This window comes from Promicromonospora citrea (genome assembly GCF_013004695.1).
Taxonomy (GTDB): Bacteria; Actinomycetota; Actinomycetes; order Actinomycetales; family Cellulomonadaceae; genus Promicromonospora; species Promicromonospora citrea.
In genome coordinates, this window is sequence record NZ_JABEMG010000058.1 from 1 (window position 1) to 21,278 (window position 21,278).

Genomic DNA, 21,278 nt, shown 5'->3' on the forward strand with positions numbered 1-21,278 from the left:
GCAGACGTCGCCCTGGTGATGAACGGACGACCCCGCAAGGTCCTGGACTGGCACACACCCTACGAAGCAATGAGCAAGCTACTCTCAGCCGACACAACCGGTGTTGCAACCACCGATTGAATCCGCCTAGTCACTTGGCGAGGTAGTCAGCCGCGGACCATCGTGTGGACGGCAGGGCCGTCCGGAACCTGGGTGACGGCGACCGTCGCGAACCCCAGCCGCTCGTACAGGCGCACGTTGCGCTCGTCCGACGTCTCGAGACCGACCGGCGCTCCCGCCTCGTCGGCGACCTTCAGGCCCGCACGCACCACCGCCGTCCCGAGCCCGGCCCCGCGGTGCGCCGGGTCCACCCCGACGGTCGCCAGCACCCACGCCTGGGGCGGCAGCGCCGGGAGCTCGAGCGCCACGAGCGACGCCCACCGCTGCCCGTGCAGCTCTGCCACCCGGCGCCCGACAGCCTCGGCGAGGTCCGGCGCGTCCGGCGGCAAGAAGGCTGCGACCGCGCGGACGCCGTCGTCGACCAGGACGGCCCCGTGCTCCGCGGCGTGGCCCAGGTACAGGCGCTGGACCTCCTCGAGGCGCTCCCGGTATCCCTCGGCGGGCAGCGCCCACCGTGTCCACGGGTAGGCGTCGAACGCCGCGGCGAGCACGCGCGCCGCCCGGTCCAGGTCCGACGACGACGCGCGGCGGACGACGTACGGCACGGCGGCAACCTCCAGGACCGACAAGGAACCCGAGACCCGGGCCCGCCCGAGACCCTACGTCACCCGCCCCGCCGAGGTAGTCACGTGGCGAGGTAGTCATCCAGCGCGACGTGACTACCTCGCCAGACGACTACCTCGCCAGACGACTACCTCGCCACGTGACTACCTCGCCAGGTGACTACCTCGGCGGGGCGGGCGGGGCCGGGCGGGTGGAGGGTGGAGGGTGGAGGGTCAGCGGGGGGTGGTGGTGACGGCGATGACGAACGGGGCGATCGTCACCGCGTCGATGTTCGGCGCGTCGCCGTCGGGGTTGCCGATGACGATGTCGCCGTCCGCCGTGGTCAGCCGCAGCGGTGTGGTCCGGGTCCAGAAGTTGTAGTCGCTGTACGTGTGCTGGTAGGCGACGGTGCTCGTGGTGTCGGAGCCCTCCTCGTGGATGTCGGCCGTGCGGGAGATGATGTCCGCGTTGTAGGGGTGCCCGGTGAACTTGTCGGCGTTCGCGTAGGTGAGCCCGATGTCGTAGTCACCCGGCGCGGCGCCGGACGGACGCGGGACGGTGATCGTCCGCCCGGCGGTCAGCCACCCGACGTACTCGCCCTGGACGTTCGAGCCCGACGCCGCGGGCGGGGTCTCGACCGTCACCCCTTCGCTGCGCCGCACGGACGGGTCCTCCGCCTGGACGACGGTGGCGTGCTCGTCGGCGGCGGTGTCCCGGGTGAGCCGCAGCCCGTCGACGCCGAGCCGGCGCTCGGCGGTGACGTGCACCTGGTGCATGCCGCGGCCGAGGTGGAGCGTCACGGTGGTGCGCCCGTCGCGGCCGGGCCGGGTGGCGGCACCCTCGATCGCGCGGCCGTCGACGGCGAGCCCGTAGGCGCCTCCGCCCGCGGCCGAGCCGGTGTCGACGTCGAGCGTGTAGTACCCGTCCTCCTGCGCGACGACGAAGAACTCGGCCCGCGCGCCGGGGGCGAGGTGGAGCCGCCCGCCGTCGGACGGACGAACCGTCGCGTCGCCGGTCGTCCGCGCGGACGACGACGGGTAGGCCGACATCTCCGGCCCGTCGACGGCGACGAGGTCGACGACGTCGATCGCGAGGTCGCTGCCCGGCAGCGCGGTGGCACCGCCGTCGGCGCTGGTGCGCAGGGACAGCGTGGAGGTGCCGGCAGGGAGCTCGACGAGCACGCTGGTCAGGCCCTTGTAGGTGTCGGTGAGGGTCGAGGAGTACTGGACGACCTGGTCGAGCCGGTCGCCGACGTACAGCGCGTGCCGTCCCGAGGTGCGGCTCCGGCCCTGCCCGGGGACCGTCGCCCCGGTGCCGTGGTAGACGTCGAGCCGGTACGTGCCCGCCGCCGGCACGTCGACGTCCCAGGTCAGGCTGCCGGCCGCGGTGGTCAGGCCGCGCACGTCCTGGCCGCCCGACGTGGCGTAGGTGCCCTCCTGCGTGGCGGCGTACGCCCCGCCGCCCAGCCGCATCGCCTCGGCCTCGGTCCTCTGCGACCAGGCCGCGTCCGCCGCCGGGACCGGGCCCTTGGCCGACGGCGTGATGGTCACCTGGTAGGCGTCCATCTCGGTGCCCGCCGGCACGTCGACGTCGAGCGTGCCGTCCGCGCCGACCCGCACACGGTCGACCGAGAGGGTCTGCGGCGCGCCACCGAGGCCCTCCTGGCCCGTGAAGCGGGTGCGCTCGAGGCGGACGTCGACCTCCGTGCCGAACACCGAGGGCGCGAGCCCTTCGACGTCGACCGTGACGGCCTGGTCGGTGCCGCCGAGCAGGACGGTGCCCTTGCGCCGGTCCTCGTCGAGGGCGGCGAGGCCCTGCAGCGTCCCGGGCGTCTCCGGCCGGGGGACGGTCATGTCCACGGTCTGCCCCGCCAGGTCGCCGTACCACTTGAGCAGCCACCAGGCACCGTTGCCGCCCTGGGTGCGGGAGGTGTGGTCGCTGAGGTTGCCCGCCGCGGTCCAGTAGGCCATCTCGGCGTCGACCTTGTGGGTCTCGAACAGGGAGATCCAGCGGATCATCCGGCCCGGCACGCCGGTGTCGCTGCGCCAGGGCGAGTACTCCGTGATGTTGACCGGCGTCTCGGGCAGGCCGAGGGACTCCTCGAGCGCACGGAAGTGCTCCAGGTGCCCGGAGAACGTCCCCAGGTCCTCGCCGTCCAGCTCGTGCCAGGTCATGATGTCGGGCAGCACGTCGCGCTCGGCGGCCCACGTCATGAAGTCGGTGACGCGCTGCGGGTTGTAGTTGGCCTCGCCGAGGCCCGCGATGCGCGCGCCGGGGATGATCTCGTGGATCAGCTCGTAGGCCGCCTCCCAGTCGGCGAGGAACCGCTCGCGCTGGGCGGACCAGTCGCCGTACCAGATCCAGTCGGGCTCGTTGAAGGGCGTGAACACGTACCGGTCGAGCTCGTCAGGGTCGGCCTCGCGGGCGACGCGCTCGACGACGGTGCGGACCTTGTCCAGGAAGTCGGCCTGCCCCGGGTACGTGTTCGGCGGGTCCTCGGCGTTCGCGTACCCCCACTTGGGGTAGTAGTCCTGGATGTTGATGTAGATGTCGGCGCCGCCCGAGGCGAAGAACGTCTCGGAGACGCTCAGGGCGCCGCCGTTCGGGTGCTGCAGACCGCCCTCGGGCATCTGCGTCACCGTGCGGGGCGCCGCCCCGGCGACGACGGCGGTCGTGGGCACCTCGTGGTCCGACAGCCCGTACAGGACGCCGGTGGCACCGCCGTGGACGGCGCCGGTCGGGGCGGAGAAGTCGACGCGCACCTGCTCGGCGGCGTCGGCGCCGAAGGCGCTGGTGGGGGTGGTCGCCACGAGCAGGCTCCCTCCGAGGGCCAGGCAGCCGGCCAGGGCCGCGGCGCGGGTGGCCGCTCTTCGCCGGGCGGAGATCAGGCGGACGGGGATCAGGTGGACCATCATCGCTCCTTCTGATTGACGTGCGGACTGACGTGCTGACGGCAGGACGGGCTACGTCACTCGAACAACGCGTTCACCGCGTCGTTGGCCTCGGTGAGCTGTTCCGGGCCGCGGGCTCCCTTGAGGAACGCCTCGATGGCCGCGGTGACGGTGTCGTTGGTCTCCGACCAGTGGTCGGCGATGGGCAGCAGGGCGGTAGTGCCCTCGTCCACCTGGCGGGTGAACGCGTCCACGTCCCAGCCCTTGTCGGCGAAGGCCTGCTCGGCCTTCTCCGTGGAGGTCTTGATCGCGGGGAAGACGACGGCGGACTCGGCGATGACGTCCTGGCAGTCGGCGGAGGCGAGGTACTTGACCCACTCCCAGGCGCCGTCCGGGTTGCCGGTGCCCGCCCAGATGCCGTCGGACAGGCCGTTGAAGAGGCTCGCCCGCTCGCCGCCGGGCCCGATCGGGGTCGGCGCGGCCTTCGTCGGCACGTCGTCCTGACCGAGGTAGGAGCTGTTCATCCAGCTCCCGTCGGTGACGGCGGCGTAGCGGCCGGCGAGGTAGCCGTTCAGCGGGTCCTGCTCGCTGAGCGCGATGTCGACCGACGGCACGTACCCCTCGTCGATGAGGTGCTTGTACCAGGTCAGCGTCTCGACCAGCCGGGGGTCGTCGAAGTTCCACTCGGTGGTCCACGGCGTGGTGTCGCCGAAGTACCAGTCGTTGCTCAGGGCGTACGGCGCCCAGGTCTGCTGGCCGGCCGCGTTGAGGCCGTTGCCGCTCAGGGCGAGGCCGTAGACGGCGACGTTGTCCTTGTCGAAGCCGGGCTCGTTGCCGCGGGTGCCGTTCTCGTCCACGGTCAGCGCGGCGACGAGCTCCTCGAACGTGCCTCCGTCGTCGGGGTTCCACTCGAGCTCGGCGAGCTGCTCGGGCGTGTAGCCGGCGTCGGCCACCGCCTCCTCGCTGTAGAACAGGCCGACGGTGTCGAAGTCCTTCGGCAGCCCGTAGCGCCCGCCGTCCTGCCCGACCCACAGGTCGGCGAGGCCGTCCTGGTAGATCGACAGGTCGAGCCCGTCCTCCTCGATCCGGTCGCTGAGGTCCAGCAGCTGGCCCTGCGCGGCGAGCTCGGGGAAGTAGGACAGGTGGTCGGTGAACACGTCGGGCGCGGTGCCGGAGGCGAAGCCGGTGGTCAGGCCCTGCCAGTAGTCGGCCCAGCCGTACTGCTCGATCGTGACCTCGATGCCGGTCTCCTCCTGGAAGTCGGCGGCGCACTGCGCGTACGCGGGCTGCTGGTTGGTGTCCCACAGCCAGTAGGTGATCGAGTCGCCGGACGCGCCGGCGTCGCCGGACGCGCCGCACCCGGCGAGCGCCACGGGCAGGACGGCGGCCAGCGCGAGGACGCGCGTCCGTCGGGACAGGTTGTTCATGGCAGACCTCTCTGTCTGTGGAGCCGGTTACTTGATGCCGGAGTAGCCGAGGTTGTCGATGAGCTTGCGTCCGAAGACGACGAACAGGACGAACACCGGCAGGGCCGCGATCAGCGTGCCTGCCATGAGTCCCGCCCAGTCGGGGCCGGTCTGCGGGGTCTGCGACCGGAAGATCCCCAGCGCCACGGTCAGCACGCGCGACTCGTCCGCGCGCCCGACCAGCAGCGGCCAGAAGTACTCGCCCCAGGCCGTGACGTAGGTCAGCAGACCGAGCGTGAACAGGGGCGTGCTCGACATCGGCAGGATGATCTGGAAGAAGATCCGGCCGTGCCCCGCGCCGTCGATCCGCGCCGACTCCTCGACCTCCCGGCTGATGCCGAGGAAGAACTGGCGCATGAAGAACACCGCGAACGGCGTCATGAAGAAGAACGGCAGCACGATGCCGGTCAGGGTGTTCAGCAGCCCGAGGTCGCGCACGAGGATGAAGTTGGGCAGCTGCACGAAGATCGGCGGGATCATCAGCGCGGTGAGGAAGAGGAAGAACACCGCGTCCCGGCCGGGCCACCGCAGCCGCGCGAACGCGTAGGCGGCCAGGCTGGAGAAGAAGACCTGCCCGAGCGTGATCGCCGTCGCGACGACGACCGAGTTGCGCAGGTAGAGCCAGAAGTCGATCGACCCGGTGGTCCCGCCCTCGGCCGCGGCCTCCTGCGGTGTCGCCGTGCCGAGCACCCGTTCGAACGCGCCCCAGGTGAGCTCGACGGGCAGCAGGCTGCCCGGGCTGCCGTACAGCGCCGTGTTCGTCGACAGCGCGGTGCGCAGCATCCAGTAGAACGGGAACAGGGTGACCAGCAGCAGGACGGCGAGCGCGGCCCAGGCCAGCACGCGGCCCCCGCTCGGTCGCCGACGCCGTGACCGACGGCGGGGCACCTCCCGGTCGGTCGCGCGGGTGCCTGCTGCGACGTCGTCGTCGCGCGTGGTGATGGTGGTCATCAGGGTTCCTCAGGCCAGGTCCGACTGGTTCGAGCGCATGATCTTGAGCTGGAAGTAGGCCACGACGGCGAGCGCGACCAGCAGGAAGACCGACATCGCAGAGGCGTAGCCGAGGTCGAAGCGTTCGAACGCCTGCTGGTAGATGTAGTAGTAGATGACCCGCGTCGAGTCGATCGGCCCGCCCTCGGTGGTCACGGCCACGGTGTCGAAGATCTGGAACGAGCCGACGACGGTGATGACCAGCACGAGGGCCAGCACCGGCCGCAGCAGCGGCAGCGTGATGGACCAGAACATCCGCGGCTCGGAGGCGCCGTCCAGCGCGGCGGCCTCGTAGAGCTGGCCGGGGATGGTCTGCAGGCCCGCGAAGACGAGCAGCGCCGTGTAGCCGACGTACCGCCACACGTTGATGAGGGCGATCGTCGGGATCGCGAGCGCCTCGTTGCCGAAGAACGCGACCCGGTCCAGCCCGACCCAGTCGAGGGCGACGTTGATGAACCCGGTCGAGTAGTCCATCATCCAGAACCACACCAGCGCGACGACGACGTTGGCCACGAGGTACGGCAGCAGGATGATGCCGCGCACCAGCGCCGACCGGGTCAGCCGGTGCATGAGGACGGCGATGCCCACCGCGAGCACGGTCTGCACGCCGATGTTGATCACGACGTACCAGGCCGTGACGCGCAGCGCGTTCCAGAACAGCGGGTCGGCGAACATCTCCTGGTAGTTCGCCGTCCCGATGAAGGTGCCGGACCCCACGAGGTTCTGGTCGGTGAGGCTGAACCAGATCCCGCGCAGCGCGGGCACCAGGTAGAAGGCGAGGAAGCCGAGCGCGGCGGGCGCGATGAACACGGCGGCGACGGGCAGGTCGCCCCACCGGCGGACGCGCCGTCGGGGTGCGGCTGCTGTGGAGGTCATCGGGGCATCGCCTCGATCCGGAGGAGGGCCGAGTGGTCGGGGTCGAGCGCCGGCACGTGCACGCCGACGTCGGCCAGCACCGCCCCGCTGAGCTCGATGCCCGTGGCCCACCACGTGGGGTGGACGCGTTCGTCGTACGGCGCGTCCGCGCCGGGGCCCGCGGCGCTGACCCGGTAGGTGAGGTCGCGGCGCAGGCCGGGGATCGGGACCCGGCCCGCGGGCCAGGTCACGTGGCGCTCGCGCAGCGTCACGGCGAACAGCGCGTCGCGCTGGTCGGGTGCGACGGCGCCGTGCACCCACAGGTCGCCGTGCTCGACGTCGCGGCGCACCACGGTGCCGGTGTGGACGAGGGAGCGCACCTCTTTGTAGAACCGGATCCAGGCGGCGAGCTCGCTCCGTTCGGCGGGCGACGCGGCGGTCAGGTCCCACTCGACACCGAAGTGCCCGAACAGCGCGGTGGCGGCACGGAAGCCGAGGTCGAGCTCCCGCCCGGTGGTGTGGGCGCGCCCGGCGCCGACGTGGCTGCCGACCAGCTCGGGCGGCAGGAGCTGCGCCGTCCAGCGCTGGATCTGCTGGCGCTCGCGCGCGTCGATGCAGTCGGAGGCCCACACGCGGTCGGTGTGCTCGATCATCTCCAGGTCGATGCGGGCGCCGCCGGACGAGCACGACTCGATCTCCAGGCCGGGTGCGCCCGCGCGGATCTCGTCGAGCAGCCGGTAGGCCGCCAGGGTCTGGCCGTGCACCCCGGCACGGCCGGTGCGGGTGGAGCCGGCGTCGATCAGGTCGCGGTTGTGGTCCCACTTCACGTAGTCGATGCCGTACTCGCGCACGAGCGCCAGGATCTGGTCCCGCACGGAGGCGAACGCCTCGGGGTGCGACAGGTCCAGGACCTGCTGGTGGCGGAAGTCGACGGGCATCCGGCCGGGGAGCTGCAGGATCCAGTCCGGGTGCGCGCGGGCGACGTCGGAGTCGAGGTTGACCATCTCGGGCTCGAGCCACAGGCCGAACTGCATGCCGCGGCCCTTGACCGCGTCGACCAGCGTCCGGAACCGGCCCTGCCCCCAGACGGCGTCCGCGACCACCCAGTCCCCCAGACCCGAGGTGTCGTCGCGGCGGCTGCTGAACCACCCGTCGTCGAGCACGAACCGTTCGACGCCGACGTCGGCCGCGAGCTCGGCGAGGTCGAGCAGCCGCTGGAGGTCGTGGTCGAAGTACACGGCCTCCCACACGTTCATCACCACGGGGCGCGGCGTGCGGGGGTGGTGCGGCCGGGCGCGCAGGTGGCTGTGCAGGCGGGCAGCCATCCCGTCGAGGCCCGCACCGTACACGGCGAACAGCTTCGGCGACCGGTACGTCTCGCCCTCCTGGAGCTCGACCTCGCCCGGCAGCAGGAGCTCGCCGCCGAGCAGGTGGCGCTCGCCGGAGAAGACCCGCTCGGCGGCGACGCGGTGGTTCCCGCTGAACGCCACGTGCAGGCCCCACGCCTCCCCCTCGGCGAACCCGAGGTCGGGGGTGCCCGCGACGAGCAGGGTCGCGGCGTCGGCGCCGGTGCGGCCGTGGCGCCCCTCGCGCAGGTGCGTGCCGACGGTGAACGGGCGGTGCTGGACGACCCGCTCCTTGGCCCAGCGGCCGGCGAGGTCCCACAGTCCGTCGGCGCGGGTCGGCACCGGCAGCGCGAGGTCGAGCCGCTCGACGGCGTACGGGCCGGAGGCGGTGTTCGTCACGTGCGCCTGCATCCGCACGACACCCGTCGGAAGCATCTCGACGAGGACCCCGACCTGCAGGCCCGCCTCGGGATCGGCGGCAAGGACGTCGACGCGGCCCCCTCCCCCGAGCCCGGCGACGACGTCGACCCGCTCGGGCCGCAGCCACGGCGACCAGCCGGCGCCCGCGCGGTGCCCGGACAGCCCCGGGGTGCCTGTCCAGCCCGTGCGCGCCTCCGGCAGCACCGACACGACGACGGCGGAGTCCACGCCGTTGGTGGCCCGCGGCGGGACGGCCGCCGCGACGACCGCCCGGAGCTCGTCGTCCGACAGGGGGCCGGGGTCGGGGCCCCAGTGGACGACGTGCGGCAGGGAGTCGTGCGGGACGGCGAGGATCAGCGCGACGCCGCGCGCGGCGAGCCGGACCACCTCGGGCCAGGCGACCTCGTCGCGGGACTCGGCGCGTTCGCGCGTCACAGGAGTGCTCAAGCGTCGTTGCCTTTCGAGCTGGGTCCGGGACCCGGTTCTGAAAACGTTGGTCAGACCGTAGCGTGCTGTCGCGGCGTTCTGCAAACGTTGGTCAGATAGTGGTGGGCGACGCCGCGCCCCCGGCCGGAACCGGTCAGTCCCGGGCGGCGGTGCTCCCCCGGACCACGAGCGACGGCTGCACCGCGGAGTCGGCGGGGCGCTCGCCGGTGCGCAGCCACTCCTCCAGCAGCCCGAAGGTACGGCGCCCGAGATCGGTGAAGTCCTGCGCCACGGTGGTCAGCGCGGGCACCCACATCTCGGCGAACGGCTGGTCGTCGAACCCGACGACGCAGACGTCCTGCGGGATCCGCAGCCCCCGCTCGGACAGCGCACGCGCGGCGCCGATCGCCAGCTCGTCGTTGCCGCAGAGGATCGCGGTCACGCCGTCCTGCTCGAGCAGCCGCTGCGCGGCGTCGTACCCCGACGTCGGCGAGTACTCGGCGGGCACGACGTCCGGGACCGGCGCGCCCGCCGCCTCGAGCGCGGTGCGCCACCCCCACTCGCGCCCGCTGCGCTCCCGAGTGGCCGGGATCGCGATGTGGTGCACCGTCCGGTGGCCGAGGCCGAGCAGGTACTGGGTGGCCGCACGCCCGCCTGCCTCGTCGTCCAGGAACGCGTGCGGCCGGGGGCCGGGCGCGCGCCGGGCACCCGCGGCGGCGACGACGGGGACGACGTCGGGCAGCGCCTCGAGCGTGGCGACGCCGACCGCGTCGAACTCGATGACGATCGCACCGGCGAGCGCCTGGGAGAGCGTCATGTCCACGGCGCGGGAGATGTCGTCCGGCCGGCCCGACTCGACGACGGTGATCATCACGACGTAGCCGGCCGCACGCGCGGCCTCCTCGATGCCCTGCAAGGTCGCCGCGTACCCGAAGCGCGCCGTGTTGCGGGCGAACACTCCGATCGCCGACCGCTTGCCGCTGACCAGGGTCTGCGCCGCGGCGTTCGGCCGGTACCCGAGCTCGTCGACCGCCGCCTGCACCTTCGTGCGCAGCTTCTCGCTGACCGGCGTCCGCCCGGTGAGCACCCGCGACACCGTCGAGACGCTGACCCCCGCCTTCGCCGCGACGTCGACCAACCCCGGCGGCCTGCGACTCAACTCCATCCGCACAGGCTATGACAAACGTTGGTCACCCTCCCCGCCGAGGTAGTCACGTGGCGAGGTAGTCACGTGGCGAGGTAGTCAGACGCCCGGGTGATCTGCAGGATCCTGCAACCTCGCGCCGCCAGGCCGGGTTTGACTGCCGTCATGCGAAAGAACGGACAGACCAAACGCGTCCTGACGGCAGCCTTCGGCATCGCGCTGGGCGCGAGCATGCTCACTGCCTCGCCCGCGGCGGCAGCCCAGCAGATCGCACACACCTGCGTGGGCGAGGAGGTCATCCGCTGCGCCAACGTCGAGATGACGAAGCCCGGGGTGTTCAACGCGCACGCGCGGGTGACCGACAGCGAGGGCGGCGGTGACTACGAAGTCCGGGTCCGCGCGGTGTACCTCGAGACCTTGCGGGACGGTATCTGGTGGACCGTGGCAGAGTCCTACCCTGAACACGATCCCTGGGAGCCCGTCCAGGACGTGGAGCGCACCGCCTCGTGGGCGTGCAAGTCCTCCGAGCAGGTGCGCATCCGCGCGAAGGTGAGCCTCGAGTGGCAGGACGAGAACTACGTCGGCAACGCGGGCATCCTCTACTCGAACAATGTCAAGGTCTGCCCGCGCGCCTGACCTGGACCAGGCTGCCCGGCAGGCGGCCACCCCGACCGAACCGAGGTAGTCGTCTGGCGAGGTAGTCACGCAGCGCGCGCTACGTGACTACCTCGCCACGTGACTACCTCGGCACAAGCGGTTGGCTTGGCGTCGGGGACAGGGTCAGCTCCAAGGTCACGTACGAATGGGCCGGCAGGTCGATCTCCAGGCGCCCGTCGCGGAGCCGGACGTCGTCGTGGTCGCGCGGGGCGACCGTCTCGGGTGCGGACGCCGTGTTGTGCGCCGCGAGCTCCGGCGCGGTGAGGACCCGGGCCCGGTGCCCCACCACGTCCCGCCCCCGGAGGTCGAGCGTCACCGTGTGCGCGGTGTCCGCGTCGAGGTTCGACAGCGACACCAGCGCCGAGTCCCCCCGGGTGGACGCCGACGCCGAGACCAGCCCCAGCGTGCGCCCGTCGACCTCCTTCTCCGGTGCGCCCTTGAGGTGCACGTCGAGCGCGGCGGCGTCGTGGTGCCCGCGGTTCATCTCGAACACGTGGTACGTGGGCGTGAGCACCAGCGCGCCCGACTCGGGGTCGGTGAGGATCATCGCCTGCAGCACGTTGACGGTCTGGGCGATGTTCGCCATGACGACCCGGTCGGCGTGGCGGTGGAACGCGTCGAGGTGCACCGAGGCGACCAGGGCGTCACGGAGCGTGTTCTGCTGGTACAGGAAGCCGGGGTTGGTGCCCGGTTCCACGTCCCACCAGGTGCCCCACTCGTCGACGACGAGCCCCACCTTCTTCGCCGGGTCGTACCGGTCCATCACGGTCGAGTGCCGGGCGACGAGCTCTTCCATCCAGGACGCGCGGCTCAGGGCGAGGTACCACTCGTCCGTGCTGAACTCGGTCGCCTTCCCCTTCTCCGCCCACGAGCCGGTCCGCGTGTAGTAGTGCAGGGACACCGCCTGGAACGGCGTGGCCGGGCGGTCGTCCCGGTCGAGGGGGTCGAAGGACCGCATCAGGGTCTCGGTCCAGTGGTAGTCGTCCTCGTGCGCCCCGGCGGCGATGCGGTACACGCGGTTGTCGGCGTGGTCGCGGGTGTACGTGGCGTACTGGCGGGCCAGCGACGCGAACTGCTCGACCCGCAGGTTGCCGCCGCAGCCCCACGCCTCGTTGCCCAGCCCCCAGAACGGCACCTTCCAGGGTTCGTCCCGGCCGTTGGCTCGGCGCAGCGTCGCCATGGGCGAGTCGTCCGCCCGGGTCAGGTACTCGATCCAGTCGCTCATCTCGCGCACCGAGCCCGACCCGATGTTGCCGCTGATGTAGGCGTCCGCGCCCAGCAGCTCGCACAGGTCCATGAACTCGTGGGTGCCGAACGAGTTGTCCTCGACGACGTCGCCCCAGTGCGAGTTGACCATGCGGGGCCGCTGGTCGCGCGGGCCGATCCCGTCCTCCCAGTGGTAGTCGTCGGCGAAGCACCCGCCGGGCCAGCGCAGGTTCGGGATGCCGAGCGCGCGCAGCGCGTCGACGACGTCGCGTCGGATGCCCCGCACGTTCGGCACGTCGGAGTCCTCACCGACCCAGAAGCCGCCGTAGATGCAGCGTCCGAGGTGCTCGGCGAAGTGTCCGTAGACGTGGCGGGAGATGGTCGGTCCGGGCAGGTCGAGGTTGACGACGGCGGTGATCGTGGCCATGGGTTCTCCTGGTGGTCGGCGGTCTCGAGAGAAGAAGGGTGTTCAGGGCACGAGGTAACCCTGCAGGTCGGACAACGCGCCGTCACGCGTGAAGACCGGCACAAGGTGCCGCGGGGCGTCCGCCTCGACCCACTGCCCGCCCGCGTGCACGGCGCCCGTGTGCAGGTCGGTCCAGCGCGCCCCCGCAGGCAGGTAGACGGCGCGCGACGTCGCCCCCGGCTCGGTCACCGGCGCGACCAGCACGTCCGGGCCGTGCATGAACTGGTCCCCCACGTCCCAGGCCTGCGGGTCGTCCGGGAAGTTGTGGAACAGGCCGCGCATCACGGGCTGCCCGTCCTCGTGCGCGGTACGCATGACGTCGCGCGTGTAGTCGCGCAGACGCTCGCGGAACCGGACGTACCGGGCGAGGATCTCGTAGTTCTCGGTGCCGAAGCTCCACAGCTCGTTCCCCGAGCCGGACGGCAGACGGCGGCTGCCGTCGGCCGCGACGACCGGCACCTGGGGCGCCCGGTCGCCGTGCATGCGCATCACCGGCATGAACGCCCCCATCTGGAACCAGCGCACCAGGAGCTCCTGGAACGCCGGGTCGTCCGTCCGGCCGCCGCCGAACCCGCCGATGTCGGTCGTGAACCACGGCACCCCCGCCACGCCCACATGGATGCCCGCGGTGATCTGCCGGCGCATCGCCGTCCAGGAGGAGTGGATGTCGCCGGACCACAGGAGCGCTCCGTAGCGCTGGCTGCCGGCCCAGGCGCACCGCACGAGGTTGACGATCTCGGTCTCGCCGTCGCCCTGCTGCCCCTCGAAGACGGCGCGGGAGAACGTCTGCGGGTAGATGTTGGTCACCGCGAGCGCCGGTCCGGCGTCGTACCGGTAGGCGCCGAAGTCGTACTGGCCGAACTCGGGCTCGGCCTCGTCGAGCCAGAAGGTCCGGATACCGTGCCGCCCGTACCCGGAGCGGAGCTTCTCCCAGAGGTAGGCGCGGGCGCGCGGGTTGGTGGTGTCGACGAACCGGCTCGGGCCCTCGAACCACATCTGCACGTCGATGCCGCGGTGGGTCGCCACGAGCAGGCCCTGGCGGGACATCTCGTCGAAGTTCTCGGATGTGAGCGCCACCTGGGGCCAGACGCTGACCATGAGCTCGACTCCGAGGTCGCGCAGCTCGGCGACCATGGCGGCGGGGTCGGGCCAGAACTCGTCGTCGAACCGGAAGTCGCCCATCCGGGGCCAGTGGAAGAAGTCGGCGACGATGACGTCCAGCGGCAGGTCGCGGCGCCGGTGCTCGCGCGCGACCTCGAGCAGCTCCTCCTGGGAGGAGTAGCGCAGCTTGCACTGCCAGTAGCCGAGGCCGCGCTCCGGCATCACGGGGGCGTGCCCGGTGGCGTCGGCGTACGCGCGGCTGATCTGCGCCGGGGTGTCGCCTGCCGTGACCCAGTAGTCGATCTGGGGTGCGGACTCGGCCGTCCACTCGGTGCCGTTGCGGCCGAAGGTCGCGTGTCCGACGGCGGGGCTGTGCCAGAGCATGCCGTACCCGGCGCTGGAGACGACGAACGGCACGCTGGCCTGGGAGTTGCGGTGGGCGAGCTCGAGCGTGCAGCCCTTGAGGTCGATGTGGTCCTGCTGGTACAGGCCCATCCCGACGAGCTTCTCGTCCGCGGGGCTGTCGAGGAAGAGCGACGTCCGCCAGCCGCCGGCGGGGTGCGCGTCGTACTGGCGGGCGCGCAGGGCGAGGGCGCCGCCGGACTCGCGCTCGGCCAGCAGCTCTCGACCGTCGGCGTCCTGGAAGCTGACGTGGCAGCGGAAGCGGCGCTGGCCGCCCTGCCAGTGGTAGTGGTCGTGCGCGGTGAGGACGACGCGCAGGCGCCCGTTGACCAGGGTGGCGACGTCGCCGTCGAGCTCGATGCGGGCGTCCGCGGTCTCCGGGGCGGGCAGGAGGGCCCAGTCGGTGTCGACGACCTCCCCCTGCGCGGACCGGACGCGCGCGCTGTCGGCCCCCCACGGTTCGACGACGAGCGTCTCGCCGCCGCCGCGCCACGTCAGCCGGGTCCCGTCGACGTGCCACGGGGAGGCGGCCCCGGGCGGCGGGTCGGTGGTGGCGGGCGGCGTGGTCGTCGTGGTCATACGGTGCTCTCCTTCATGCGGTCGGGCGAGGGCGCGGGTGCCGGCGCGGGCAGGATGCCGCTGCGCCGCAGGCAGTACGTGGTCGCGAGCGCGGGCGCGGCCACGCCGAGCACCGGGACGAGGCCCGGCACGAGGTAGTAGGCGGCGAGGACCGTGCCGCCGGCGGCCCCCGTGACCAGGGCGGTGACCGGCCGCGCGACGACGAGCGTGGCGGCGCGGCGCAGGTGCGGCAGCGCCGCCTCGTCGTAGTGCGCGGCCAGCGGCCAGGCCAGCGCGGTGGCCACGGCGAGGAAGGCCGCCGCGAACCACAGCAGGCTCCCGGCCGCCCCGGCCAGGCCACTGCCCGCGCCCGCGAGCAGCTGCCGCTCGGCCAGGAGCACCGCCCAGAGCAGGGTCAGCACGTAGCCGAGCACGTTCGCGCCGCGCAGGTTGGCCCGCCAGGCGGCGTCGAACTCCGCTCGCAGGCCGCGCCGCTCGGCGACGTCGTCGCTCATCAGGTCGTGCCGCAGCACCTCGTGCACCGCCGCGGTGGCGGGGAAGACGCCGAGGACGACGCCGCCGCGCAGGGTGTGCAGCAGCCAGAGCAGGTGGAGCTTCAGCAGGCGCCAGCCCCAGGTCCCGACGTGGGTGTGCAGGGTGACGAGCCGGTCGATCATCCCTTCACCGACCCGATCATGACGCCCTTCTCGAAGTACTTCTGCAGGAAGGGGTACAGCAGGAGCACGGGCAGCGTGGAGACGATGATGACGCCGTACTTGATCTGGTCGGCGAAGTCCTGGCCGTAGGCGCCGCCGGAGCCGCCCGCCCCGCCCGCCCCGCCGGCGAACGCCTGGTTGGACAGCAGGATGTCGCGCAGCACGATCTGCAGCGGCTGGAGCTCGTAGTCGCGGACGAAGATGAGGCCCGTGAAGAAGTCGTTCCAGTGCTGCACGAGGTAGTAGAGCGCGATGACGGAGAGGATGGCCTTGGACAGCGGCAGCGCGATGTTCAGGAAGTACCGGAAGTAGTCGACGCCGTCGAGGGTCGCGGCCTCGAAGAGCTCCTCCGGCAGCGCGTTCTCGAAGAAGGCGCGGGCGATGATGAGGTTGTACACGTTCAGGGCGGTCGGGAGGACGAAGACCAGCCAGTTGTCCAGCAGCCCGATGTCGCGGTACAGGAGGTACTGCGGGATGAGGCCGCCGCTGAAGAACATCGTGAACGCGAAGAACAGCATGAGCACGCGGCGGGGCCGGAACTCGCGACGCGACAGGGCGAAGGCCGCGGGCATGGTCACGACCATGTTGAGCGCGGTGCCGACCACCGTGTAGACGACGGTGTTGCGGTAGCCCGTCCAGATCCGGTCGTCGGCGAAGATCTGCTCGTAGCCGAACAGGCTCATGTTCTGCGGCAGGAAGGTCACCTGGCCGGTGGCCACAAGGCGGGGCTCGCTGATCGAGGCGATCGCCACGAACCACAGCGGGTAGATCGTCACGAACAGGATGACGGCGCAGACGATCGCGAGGACCACCGAGAAGGCGATGTCGCCGGGCGTGCGGGCGCGGAGCGCGGACAGTCGTGTCATGGGACTCACCACAGGCTCGTGTCGGCGAACTTCTTGGCCAGCCAGTTCGTGACGACCAGGAAGAGGAAGTTGATGACCGTGTTGAACAGCCCGATCGCCGTCCCGAGGCTGAACTGGTTGCCGAGGATGCCGATCCGGTAGGTGTACGTCGCGATCACCTCGCTCACCGGCAGGTTGAGCGCGTTCTGCATCAGCCAGACCTTCTCGAAGCCGGTCGAGAGCACACCGCCCATGGTGAGGATGAAGAGGACGATCATCGTCGGCACCAGGGCCGGGATGTCGACGTGCCGGATCAGGTGCAGGCGGCCCGCGCCGTCGATCCGGGCCGCCTCGTAGAGCTGCGTGTCCACCGAGGCGAGCGCGGCGAGGTAGATGATCGAGTTCCAGCCGCAGTGCTGCCACACCTCGGAGATCACGTAGACCGGGACGAAGAGGTCGGGGTCACCGAGCAGGTCGAGGTCGAGGCCCGCCCCGCTGAACAGGCGCGTGACGGTGCCGTTCGAGGGGTTGAGCAGCACCTGGAGCATGCCGACCACGACGACGACCGAGATGAAGTGCGGCAGGTAGGTCGCCGTCTGCATGAAGCGCTTGCGTGTCGCGTTGACGATCTGGTTGATGACCAGCGCGAGGGCGATCGGCGCGAGGAACCCGACGACGAGGGTCGCGATGCTGATGGTCAGCGTGTTGCGCAGCACCGTGCCGAACATCGGGCTGCTGAAGAACACCTCGAAGTACTTCAGCCCGACCCACTCGCCGCCGGTGAGGCCCGCCTGGAAGTCGAACTCCCGGAAGGCGAGCTGGATGCCGTACATCGGCACGTACGCGAACACCGCGGTGAACGCGATCGCGGGCAGCAACAGCACCCACAGCTGCCAGGAGCGCCCGAGGTGCCGCCGGAGGCGCGCGCCCGGGCCGGGCGGCGCGCCGCGACCGGTGGTCGCGGCGCCCCCCGGTTCGGTCCGCTCTCGCAGGAGCGTCATGACCGGCTCGCCTGGTACTCGTCGTAGTAGCGCTGGTAGATCTCGACGTTCTGCGGCAGGCCCGCGCCCTCGAGCTGCGCCACGTAGTCGTCCCACTCCTCCTCGACGCCGCCCTCGGTGACCCACCGCCCGAACGCCGTCATCGCGAGGTTGAGCACCGTGGTGTCGTTGAGCGTGATGGTGCTCTGGTCCTCGGTGGAGATGTTCACGTACTTGAAGGGATAGATGTCGGTGCCGGGGTCGACGTTCCCGAGCGCCTCGCGCAGCGGCTCCGACTGCTCGACGGCCTCGGCGAGGTCGGCGGGCGGCTCGACGTCGACGTCGTCGCGGATCCAGTGAGGGCCGGCGTCGGCGAGCGTCGTCGTCCACTTCCAGGTCGACGGGTCGCTCTTCCCGTCGGTGGGCGGCAGCACCGTGTACCCGTCGCCGTCGCGCTCCACGTTCTCGCCCAGGTCGCCCCAGAGCACCTGGACGGAGATCTCCGGGTCGTAGAAGGCGTCGATGACGGCGAGCGCCCCGTCCTTGTCGGCGGTGCTCGCGGACATGACGATGTGGTTGGGGCTGAAGTTCTCGGTGTCGTAGTTCCAGGTGACGGGCGTCGACTGCCCGGCCTCCGCCTGGAGGGGCGCCATCGACGTGTACTGGTCGGCGAGCTGGGCGCCGAACCGGTCGGACGCCGTCCAGCCCCAGCTGAAGCCGACCTTCGCGACGTCGCCGTCGCCGCGGCCGACGGACTGGAAGGCCGAGTAGTCCTGGGTCATCACCTGCTTGCTGATGAGCCCGGCCGCGTACGCGCGGTGCGTGAACTCGATCACCTGGCGGTACCGCTCGTCGACGAGGAAGTTGAGCACCTTGCCGTCCTCGACGACGTACCCCTGGCCGCCGCCGTAGGTGGTCGGCAGGCCGAGCCCGCCCAGCAGCATGGTGGGCTGGCCGGCCGCGAAGCCCGCGGGGTCGACCGGGTTCCAGTCCCAGGGGATCTCGTCGTCCGGGTCGCCGTCGCCGTTCGCGTCCTGCTCCTTGAAGGCGACGAGCACGTCGAAGAGCTCGTCCCAGGTGGTCGGCATCTCGAGGCCGAGGGTGTCCAGCCAGTCCTGGTTGATGTACTGGCGCGAGATGGTCTCCGGCCAGTAGCGCCGATAGCTCGGCAGCGCGTAGACCTCGCCGGTCGACCGCGTGGCCATGGCCGACAGCTCGGCGTGCGAGTCGAGCATGCCCTGCACGTTGGGCAGGGCGTCCATGTCGTCGGACAGGTCCTCGAACAGGGACGAGTAGGTGGCGAGATCGGCGTTGGTGATCGCGTTCCCGCCGACGACGAGGTCGGGCACCTCGCCCGCCGCGAGCATCGTGGCCTTCTTCTGGCTCCAGTCGGCCGAGACCTCCTCCCAGCGGATCGTCACGCCGGCCTTCTTCTCGAGCTCCTCGACCCAGCCCATGTCGGCCATCGGGCCGGTCAGCCCGTGCTTGACGACGAGGATGTCGATCGTCCCGTCCGCGGTGTCCTTGCCGCCGCCCCCGCCGCTGCAGCCGGCGAGGAGGAGTGCTCCGGTCGCCAGCACGAAGCCGACGAGGCGTGTCCTGCTCTTCATCGAGACCTCCGGATGTCGTGCTCGTGAGCCAGGCGGGTCCTCGGTGACCCGCCGTCGTCGTGCCCGAGCGCCACCGATGATCGCGGACCTGGTTCAGCGTTGTCAATGGTTGTCGACGAGGACGTGACAACGCTGTACGTTGGCCTGCGACAACCCGGCGACGGCGCGAGGGAGCGTCGCGCCGGGGCGGCCCGAGCCCCCGAGGAAGGGTGCGAACCGATGACCAGCAGCCCGAACGACGTCACGATCCACGTGCAGCAGCCCACCGGGACCCGGGTGAGCCAGGACCTGTGGGGCCTGTTCCTCGAGGACATCAACTCCGCGCTGGACGGCGGGCTCAACGCCGACCTCGTCCGCAACGGCGACTTCGAGGCCACGCCCGCCGACCGGCCCGGCTGGGGCCCCCTGACCGGCTGGGAGCCCAGGGGCGACGTCCGGGTGCGCAGCGACCGCCCCGTCTCGGCCGCCAACGCCACCTACGTCCGACTCGCCGCGGGGTCACGGCTGACCAACCGGGGCTACGACCCCGCGGGCATGCTCGTGCCCGAGGGCACCTCCCGGCTCCGGCTCGCCGTCCGGCGCGCGGCGCCGTCGGCCGCCGCGCACGCGTCACTCACGACGGCGGACGGCGGTGTCCTCGCCCGGGTCGAGATCCCCGTCGTCGACGACGGCTGGCGCTGGGTCGAGGTGGACCTGACCAGCGCCGGGACGGCCCGCGCTGCGCTGGGCATCGAGGTCGGCGTGGGCGCCGTCGACGTCGACCTGGTCGAGCTGCGCCCTGTGGACCCGCAGGGCCACGCCCGGCTGTTCCGCCCCGACCTCGTGGAGACGCTGCGGGCCCTGCGCCCGGCCTTCGTCCGGTTCCCCGGCGGCTGCGTCGCCCACGGCTACGGCCTCGACAACATGTACCACTGGAAGCGCACCATCGGGCCCCGCGAGGACCGCGTGCCCATGCCCAACACGTGGGGCTACCACCAGTCGATGGCGATCGGGTACCACGAGTACTTCCTGCTCTGCGAGGAGCTCGGCGCCACGCCGATGCCCGTCGTGGCCGCGGGCGTGTGCTGCCAGAACGTGCCCGGCGGGCCGCAGGCGATCCCGCAGCAGCGCATGCCGCAGTACGTCCAGGACGTGCTCGACCTCGTCGAGTACGCGAACGGCGGGCCCGACACCCGCTGGGGCGCCGTCCGGGCCGCGGCCGGCCACCCCGAGCCGTTCGGGCTGCGCTACCTGGGCCTCGGCAACGAGGACGTCGTCGACGCGCAGTTCGCCGACCGCTTCGGGCAGCTCTTCGCGGCTGTGCGGGAGGCGTACCCGGACATCACCGTCATCGGCACGCTCGGCCCCAAGCCCTACGGCCCGGACTACGACGCCGGGTGGGAGCTGGCCCGCCGCCTCGAGGTACCGATGGTCGACGAGCACAGCTACCGCTCGCCCCGGTGGCTCCTGCAGCACCTGGACCGCTTCGACCACTACGACCGGTCCGGGCCCGCCGTCTACCTCGGCGAGTGGGCGGCCCACACCTCCACGATGCGCTCGGCGCTCGCCGAGGCCGCGTACATGACCGCCGTCGAGCGGAACTCGGACGTGGTGCGCCTGTCCTCGTACGCGCCGCTGCTCGCCCGCGTCGGCAGCACCCAGTGGCTGCCCGACCTCGTCTACTTCACCGACGACGAGGTGCGGCCGAGCCCGAGCTACCACGTGCAGCGGATGATGGCGGAGGTACGCGGCGAGCAGGTGCTCGGCTGCGCGGTCACGGGGCACACCGACCGGCCGCAGTCGCCGCCCGCGGTGCAGCAGGTCACGCTCCGCTCCCCCGGCTCGACGACCCGGTTCAGCGCGATCCGGGTGGGCGGCACGGCGCACCCGGACCAGCTCGTGGGCCCCGAGGACACGGCGACGCTGGCGGCCGACGGCACCGAGCTCGAGGTCGTCGCCACTCGGACCGACGGCACGGAGGGCTTCGTGGTCGGGTTCGGCGGGGCGGACGGCGAGACCGTGCACGAGTTCCAGGTCGGGGGCTGGCGCAACGAGTCGCTCATCCTGGCCCGGCGCGACGACGGCATCGGCAACGAGGTGGACGGGCCGCACCCGTTCGAGGGCGTCCGCACCGGCGAGCCCCTGCGCGTCCGCGTCACGGTGAACGGCGCGCGCATCCGGGTGTGGCTCGACGGCGCCCTCGTCCACGACCACGAGGACGACCTGCGCCCCTGGCCCGACCTCGTGGCCGGCGCCACGAGCGGGTCCGACGGCAGCACCCACGTCACCCTCGTCGGCCTTGCCGACGAGGACCGGACCGCGCACCTGACGGTCGACGGCGCGGCCGGCACCCGGCCGGTCACCGTCACGACGCTGGCCGGCGGCGCCCCCGACGTCGGGCGCCCGTTCGAGGCCTCGCCGGTCGAGCCCGTCGCGACCACGGCGGAGCTCGCCGACGGCCGGGCCTCGATCTCGGTCCCGGCGTGGTCGCTGGTCACCGTCCGCGTGGAGGCCTGAC

General features: G+C 71.8%; 15 protein-coding genes. 2 read left to right on the forward strand and 13 right to left on the reverse strand.

Features of this window, described 5'->3' with window-relative positions; genetic code table 11:
- Positions 1-146: 146 nt before the first annotated feature.
- The 7 genes from HLB15_RS12525 to HLB15_RS12555 all read right to left on the reverse strand — a co-directional run bounded on the left by HLB15_RS12525 (position 147) and on the right by HLB15_RS12555 (position 10,261).
- Positions 147-704 (reverse strand): GNAT family N-acetyltransferase, encoded by a 558-nt coding sequence (locus HLB15_RS12525; protein ID WP_171106106.1) that lies wholly within the window; start codon positions 702-704, stop codon positions 147-149.
- Between the two features lie 231 nt (positions 705-935).
- Positions 936-3,614: a carbohydrate-binding protein gene (locus tag HLB15_RS12530; protein WP_171106107.1), complete on the reverse strand. Its 2,679-nt coding sequence runs from the start codon at positions 3,612-3,614 to the stop codon at positions 936-938.
- Positions 3,615-3,670: 56 nt separating this feature from the next.
- Positions 3,671-5,020 carry an ABC transporter substrate-binding protein gene (locus HLB15_RS12535; protein WP_171106108.1) on the reverse strand — a complete coding sequence of 450 codons (1,350 nt, stop codon included), beginning with the start codon at positions 5,018-5,020 and terminating at the stop codon, positions 3,671-3,673.
- A 27-nt stretch (positions 5,021-5,047) separates the two neighbouring features.
- The gene (locus HLB15_RS12540; RefSeq protein ID WP_171106109.1) at positions 5,048-6,010 is read right to left on the reverse strand and encodes a carbohydrate ABC transporter permease; all 963 of its coding nucleotides are present in this window, start codon (positions 6,008-6,010) and stop codon (positions 5,048-5,050) included.
- Positions 6,011-6,019: 9 nt separating this feature from the next.
- Positions 6,020-6,925, reverse strand: coding sequence for a carbohydrate ABC transporter permease (locus HLB15_RS12545; protein ID WP_171106110.1), 906 nt, complete (start codon positions 6,923-6,925; stop codon positions 6,020-6,022).
- Positions 6,922-9,117, reverse strand: a complete 2,196-nt coding sequence (locus tag HLB15_RS12550; protein ID WP_212759814.1) for an alpha-galactosidase — start codon at positions 9,115-9,117, stop codon at positions 6,922-6,924. Before HLB15_RS12550 ends, HLB15_RS12545 begins: the two co-directional genes overlap by 4 nt.
- Before the next feature lie 133 nt (positions 9,118-9,250).
- A complete protein-coding gene (locus HLB15_RS12555) occupies positions 9,251-10,261 on the reverse strand; it encodes a LacI family DNA-binding transcriptional regulator (protein ID WP_171106111.1) in 1,011 nt (336 codons plus the stop codon).
- A gap of 144 nt (positions 10,262-10,405) precedes the next feature.
- On the opposite strand from HLB15_RS12555, the gene HLB15_RS12560 reads away from it, so the two are divergent.
- Positions 10,406-10,876: a hypothetical protein gene (locus HLB15_RS12560; RefSeq protein ID WP_171106112.1), complete on the forward strand. Its 471-nt coding sequence runs from the start codon at positions 10,406-10,408 to the stop codon at positions 10,874-10,876.
- Between the two features lie 103 nt (positions 10,877-10,979).
- On the opposite strand, the gene HLB15_RS12565 is transcribed toward HLB15_RS12560, so the two are convergent.
- The 6 genes from HLB15_RS12565 to HLB15_RS12590 are packed head-to-tail and all read right to left on the reverse strand — an operon-like array spanning position 10,980 to position 18,781.
- Complete coding sequence (locus HLB15_RS12565; RefSeq protein ID WP_171106113.1) at positions 10,980-12,530, reverse strand: alpha-N-arabinofuranosidase; 1,551 nt, start codon at positions 12,528-12,530, stop codon at positions 10,980-10,982.
- Positions 12,531-12,572: 42 nt separating this feature from the next.
- Positions 12,573-14,651 (reverse strand): glycoside hydrolase family 31 protein, encoded by a 2,079-nt coding sequence (locus tag HLB15_RS12570; protein ID WP_171106114.1) that lies wholly within the window; start codon positions 14,649-14,651, stop codon positions 12,573-12,575.
- On the reverse strand, positions 14,648-15,307 hold the full coding sequence (locus HLB15_RS12575) for a YesL family protein (RefSeq protein ID WP_171106115.1): 660 nt from the start codon (positions 15,305-15,307) through the stop codon (positions 14,648-14,650). The genes HLB15_RS12570 and HLB15_RS12575 overlap by 4 nt, the downstream gene beginning before the upstream one ends.
- Complete coding sequence (locus HLB15_RS12580; RefSeq protein WP_171106116.1) at positions 15,304-16,212, reverse strand: carbohydrate ABC transporter permease; 909 nt, start codon at positions 16,210-16,212, stop codon at positions 15,304-15,306. The genes HLB15_RS12575 and HLB15_RS12580 overlap by 4 nt, the downstream gene beginning before the upstream one ends.
- A gap of 5 nt (positions 16,213-16,217) precedes the next feature.
- The gene (locus HLB15_RS12585) at positions 16,218-17,192 is read right to left on the reverse strand and encodes an ABC transporter permease (RefSeq protein WP_171106117.1); all 975 of its coding nucleotides are present in this window, start codon (positions 17,190-17,192) and stop codon (positions 16,218-16,220) included.
- Complete coding sequence (locus tag HLB15_RS12590; RefSeq protein ID WP_171106118.1) at positions 17,189-18,781, reverse strand: type 2 periplasmic-binding domain-containing protein; 1,593 nt, start codon at positions 18,779-18,781, stop codon at positions 17,189-17,191. Before HLB15_RS12590 ends, HLB15_RS12585 begins: the two co-directional genes overlap by 4 nt.
- 219 nt (positions 18,782-19,000) lie before the next feature.
- On the opposite strand from HLB15_RS12590, the gene HLB15_RS12595 reads away from it, so the two are divergent.
- Entirely contained in the window at positions 19,001-21,277 is a 2,277-nt protein-coding gene (locus HLB15_RS12595; protein WP_171106119.1) for an alpha-L-arabinofuranosidase family protein, read from the forward strand.
- Position 21,278 lies beyond the last annotated feature (1 nt).

Bases quoted from the DNA above. Each gene is read 5' to 3' on its own strand.
- HLB15_RS12545 (WP_171106110.1), bottom strand. From the start codon at position 6,925: ATGACCTCCACAGCAGCCGCACCCCGACGGCGCGTCCGCCGGTGGGGC.
- HLB15_RS12565 (WP_171106113.1), bottom strand. From the start codon at position 12,530: ATGGCCACGATCACCGCCGTCGTCAACCTCGACCTGCCCGGACCGACC.
- HLB15_RS12530 (WP_171106107.1), bottom strand. From the start codon at position 3,614: ATGGTCCACCTGATCCCCGTCCGCCTGATCTCCGCCCGGCGAAGAGCG.
- HLB15_RS12535 (WP_171106108.1), bottom strand. From the start codon at position 5,020: ATGAACAACCTGTCCCGACGGACGCGCGTCCTCGCGCTGGCCGCCGTC.
- HLB15_RS12575 (WP_171106115.1), bottom strand. From the start codon at position 15,307: ATGATCGACCGGCTCGTCACCCTGCACACCCACGTCGGGACCTGGGGC.
- HLB15_RS12570 (WP_171106114.1), bottom strand. From the start codon at position 14,651: ATGACCACGACGACCACGCCGCCCGCCACCACCGACCCGCCGCCCGGG.
- HLB15_RS12595 (WP_171106119.1), top strand. From the start codon at position 19,001: ATGACCAGCAGCCCGAACGACGTCACGATCCACGTGCAGCAGCCCACC.
- HLB15_RS12560 (WP_171106112.1), top strand. From the start codon at position 10,406: ATGCGAAAGAACGGACAGACCAAACGCGTCCTGACGGCAGCCTTCGGC.
- HLB15_RS12585 (WP_171106117.1), bottom strand. From the start codon at position 17,192: ATGACGCTCCTGCGAGAGCGGACCGAACCGGGGGGCGCCGCGACCACC.
- HLB15_RS12590 (WP_171106118.1), bottom strand. From the start codon at position 18,781: ATGAAGAGCAGGACACGCCTCGTCGGCTTCGTGCTGGCGACCGGAGCA.
- HLB15_RS12540 (WP_171106109.1), bottom strand. From the start codon at position 6,010: ATGACCACCATCACCACGCGCGACGACGACGTCGCAGCAGGCACCCGC.
- HLB15_RS12555 (WP_171106111.1), bottom strand. From the start codon at position 10,261: ATGGAGTTGAGTCGCAGGCCGCCGGGGTTGGTCGACGTCGCGGCGAAG.
- HLB15_RS12580 (WP_171106116.1), bottom strand. From the start codon at position 16,212: ATGACACGACTGTCCGCGCTCCGCGCCCGCACGCCCGGCGACATCGCC.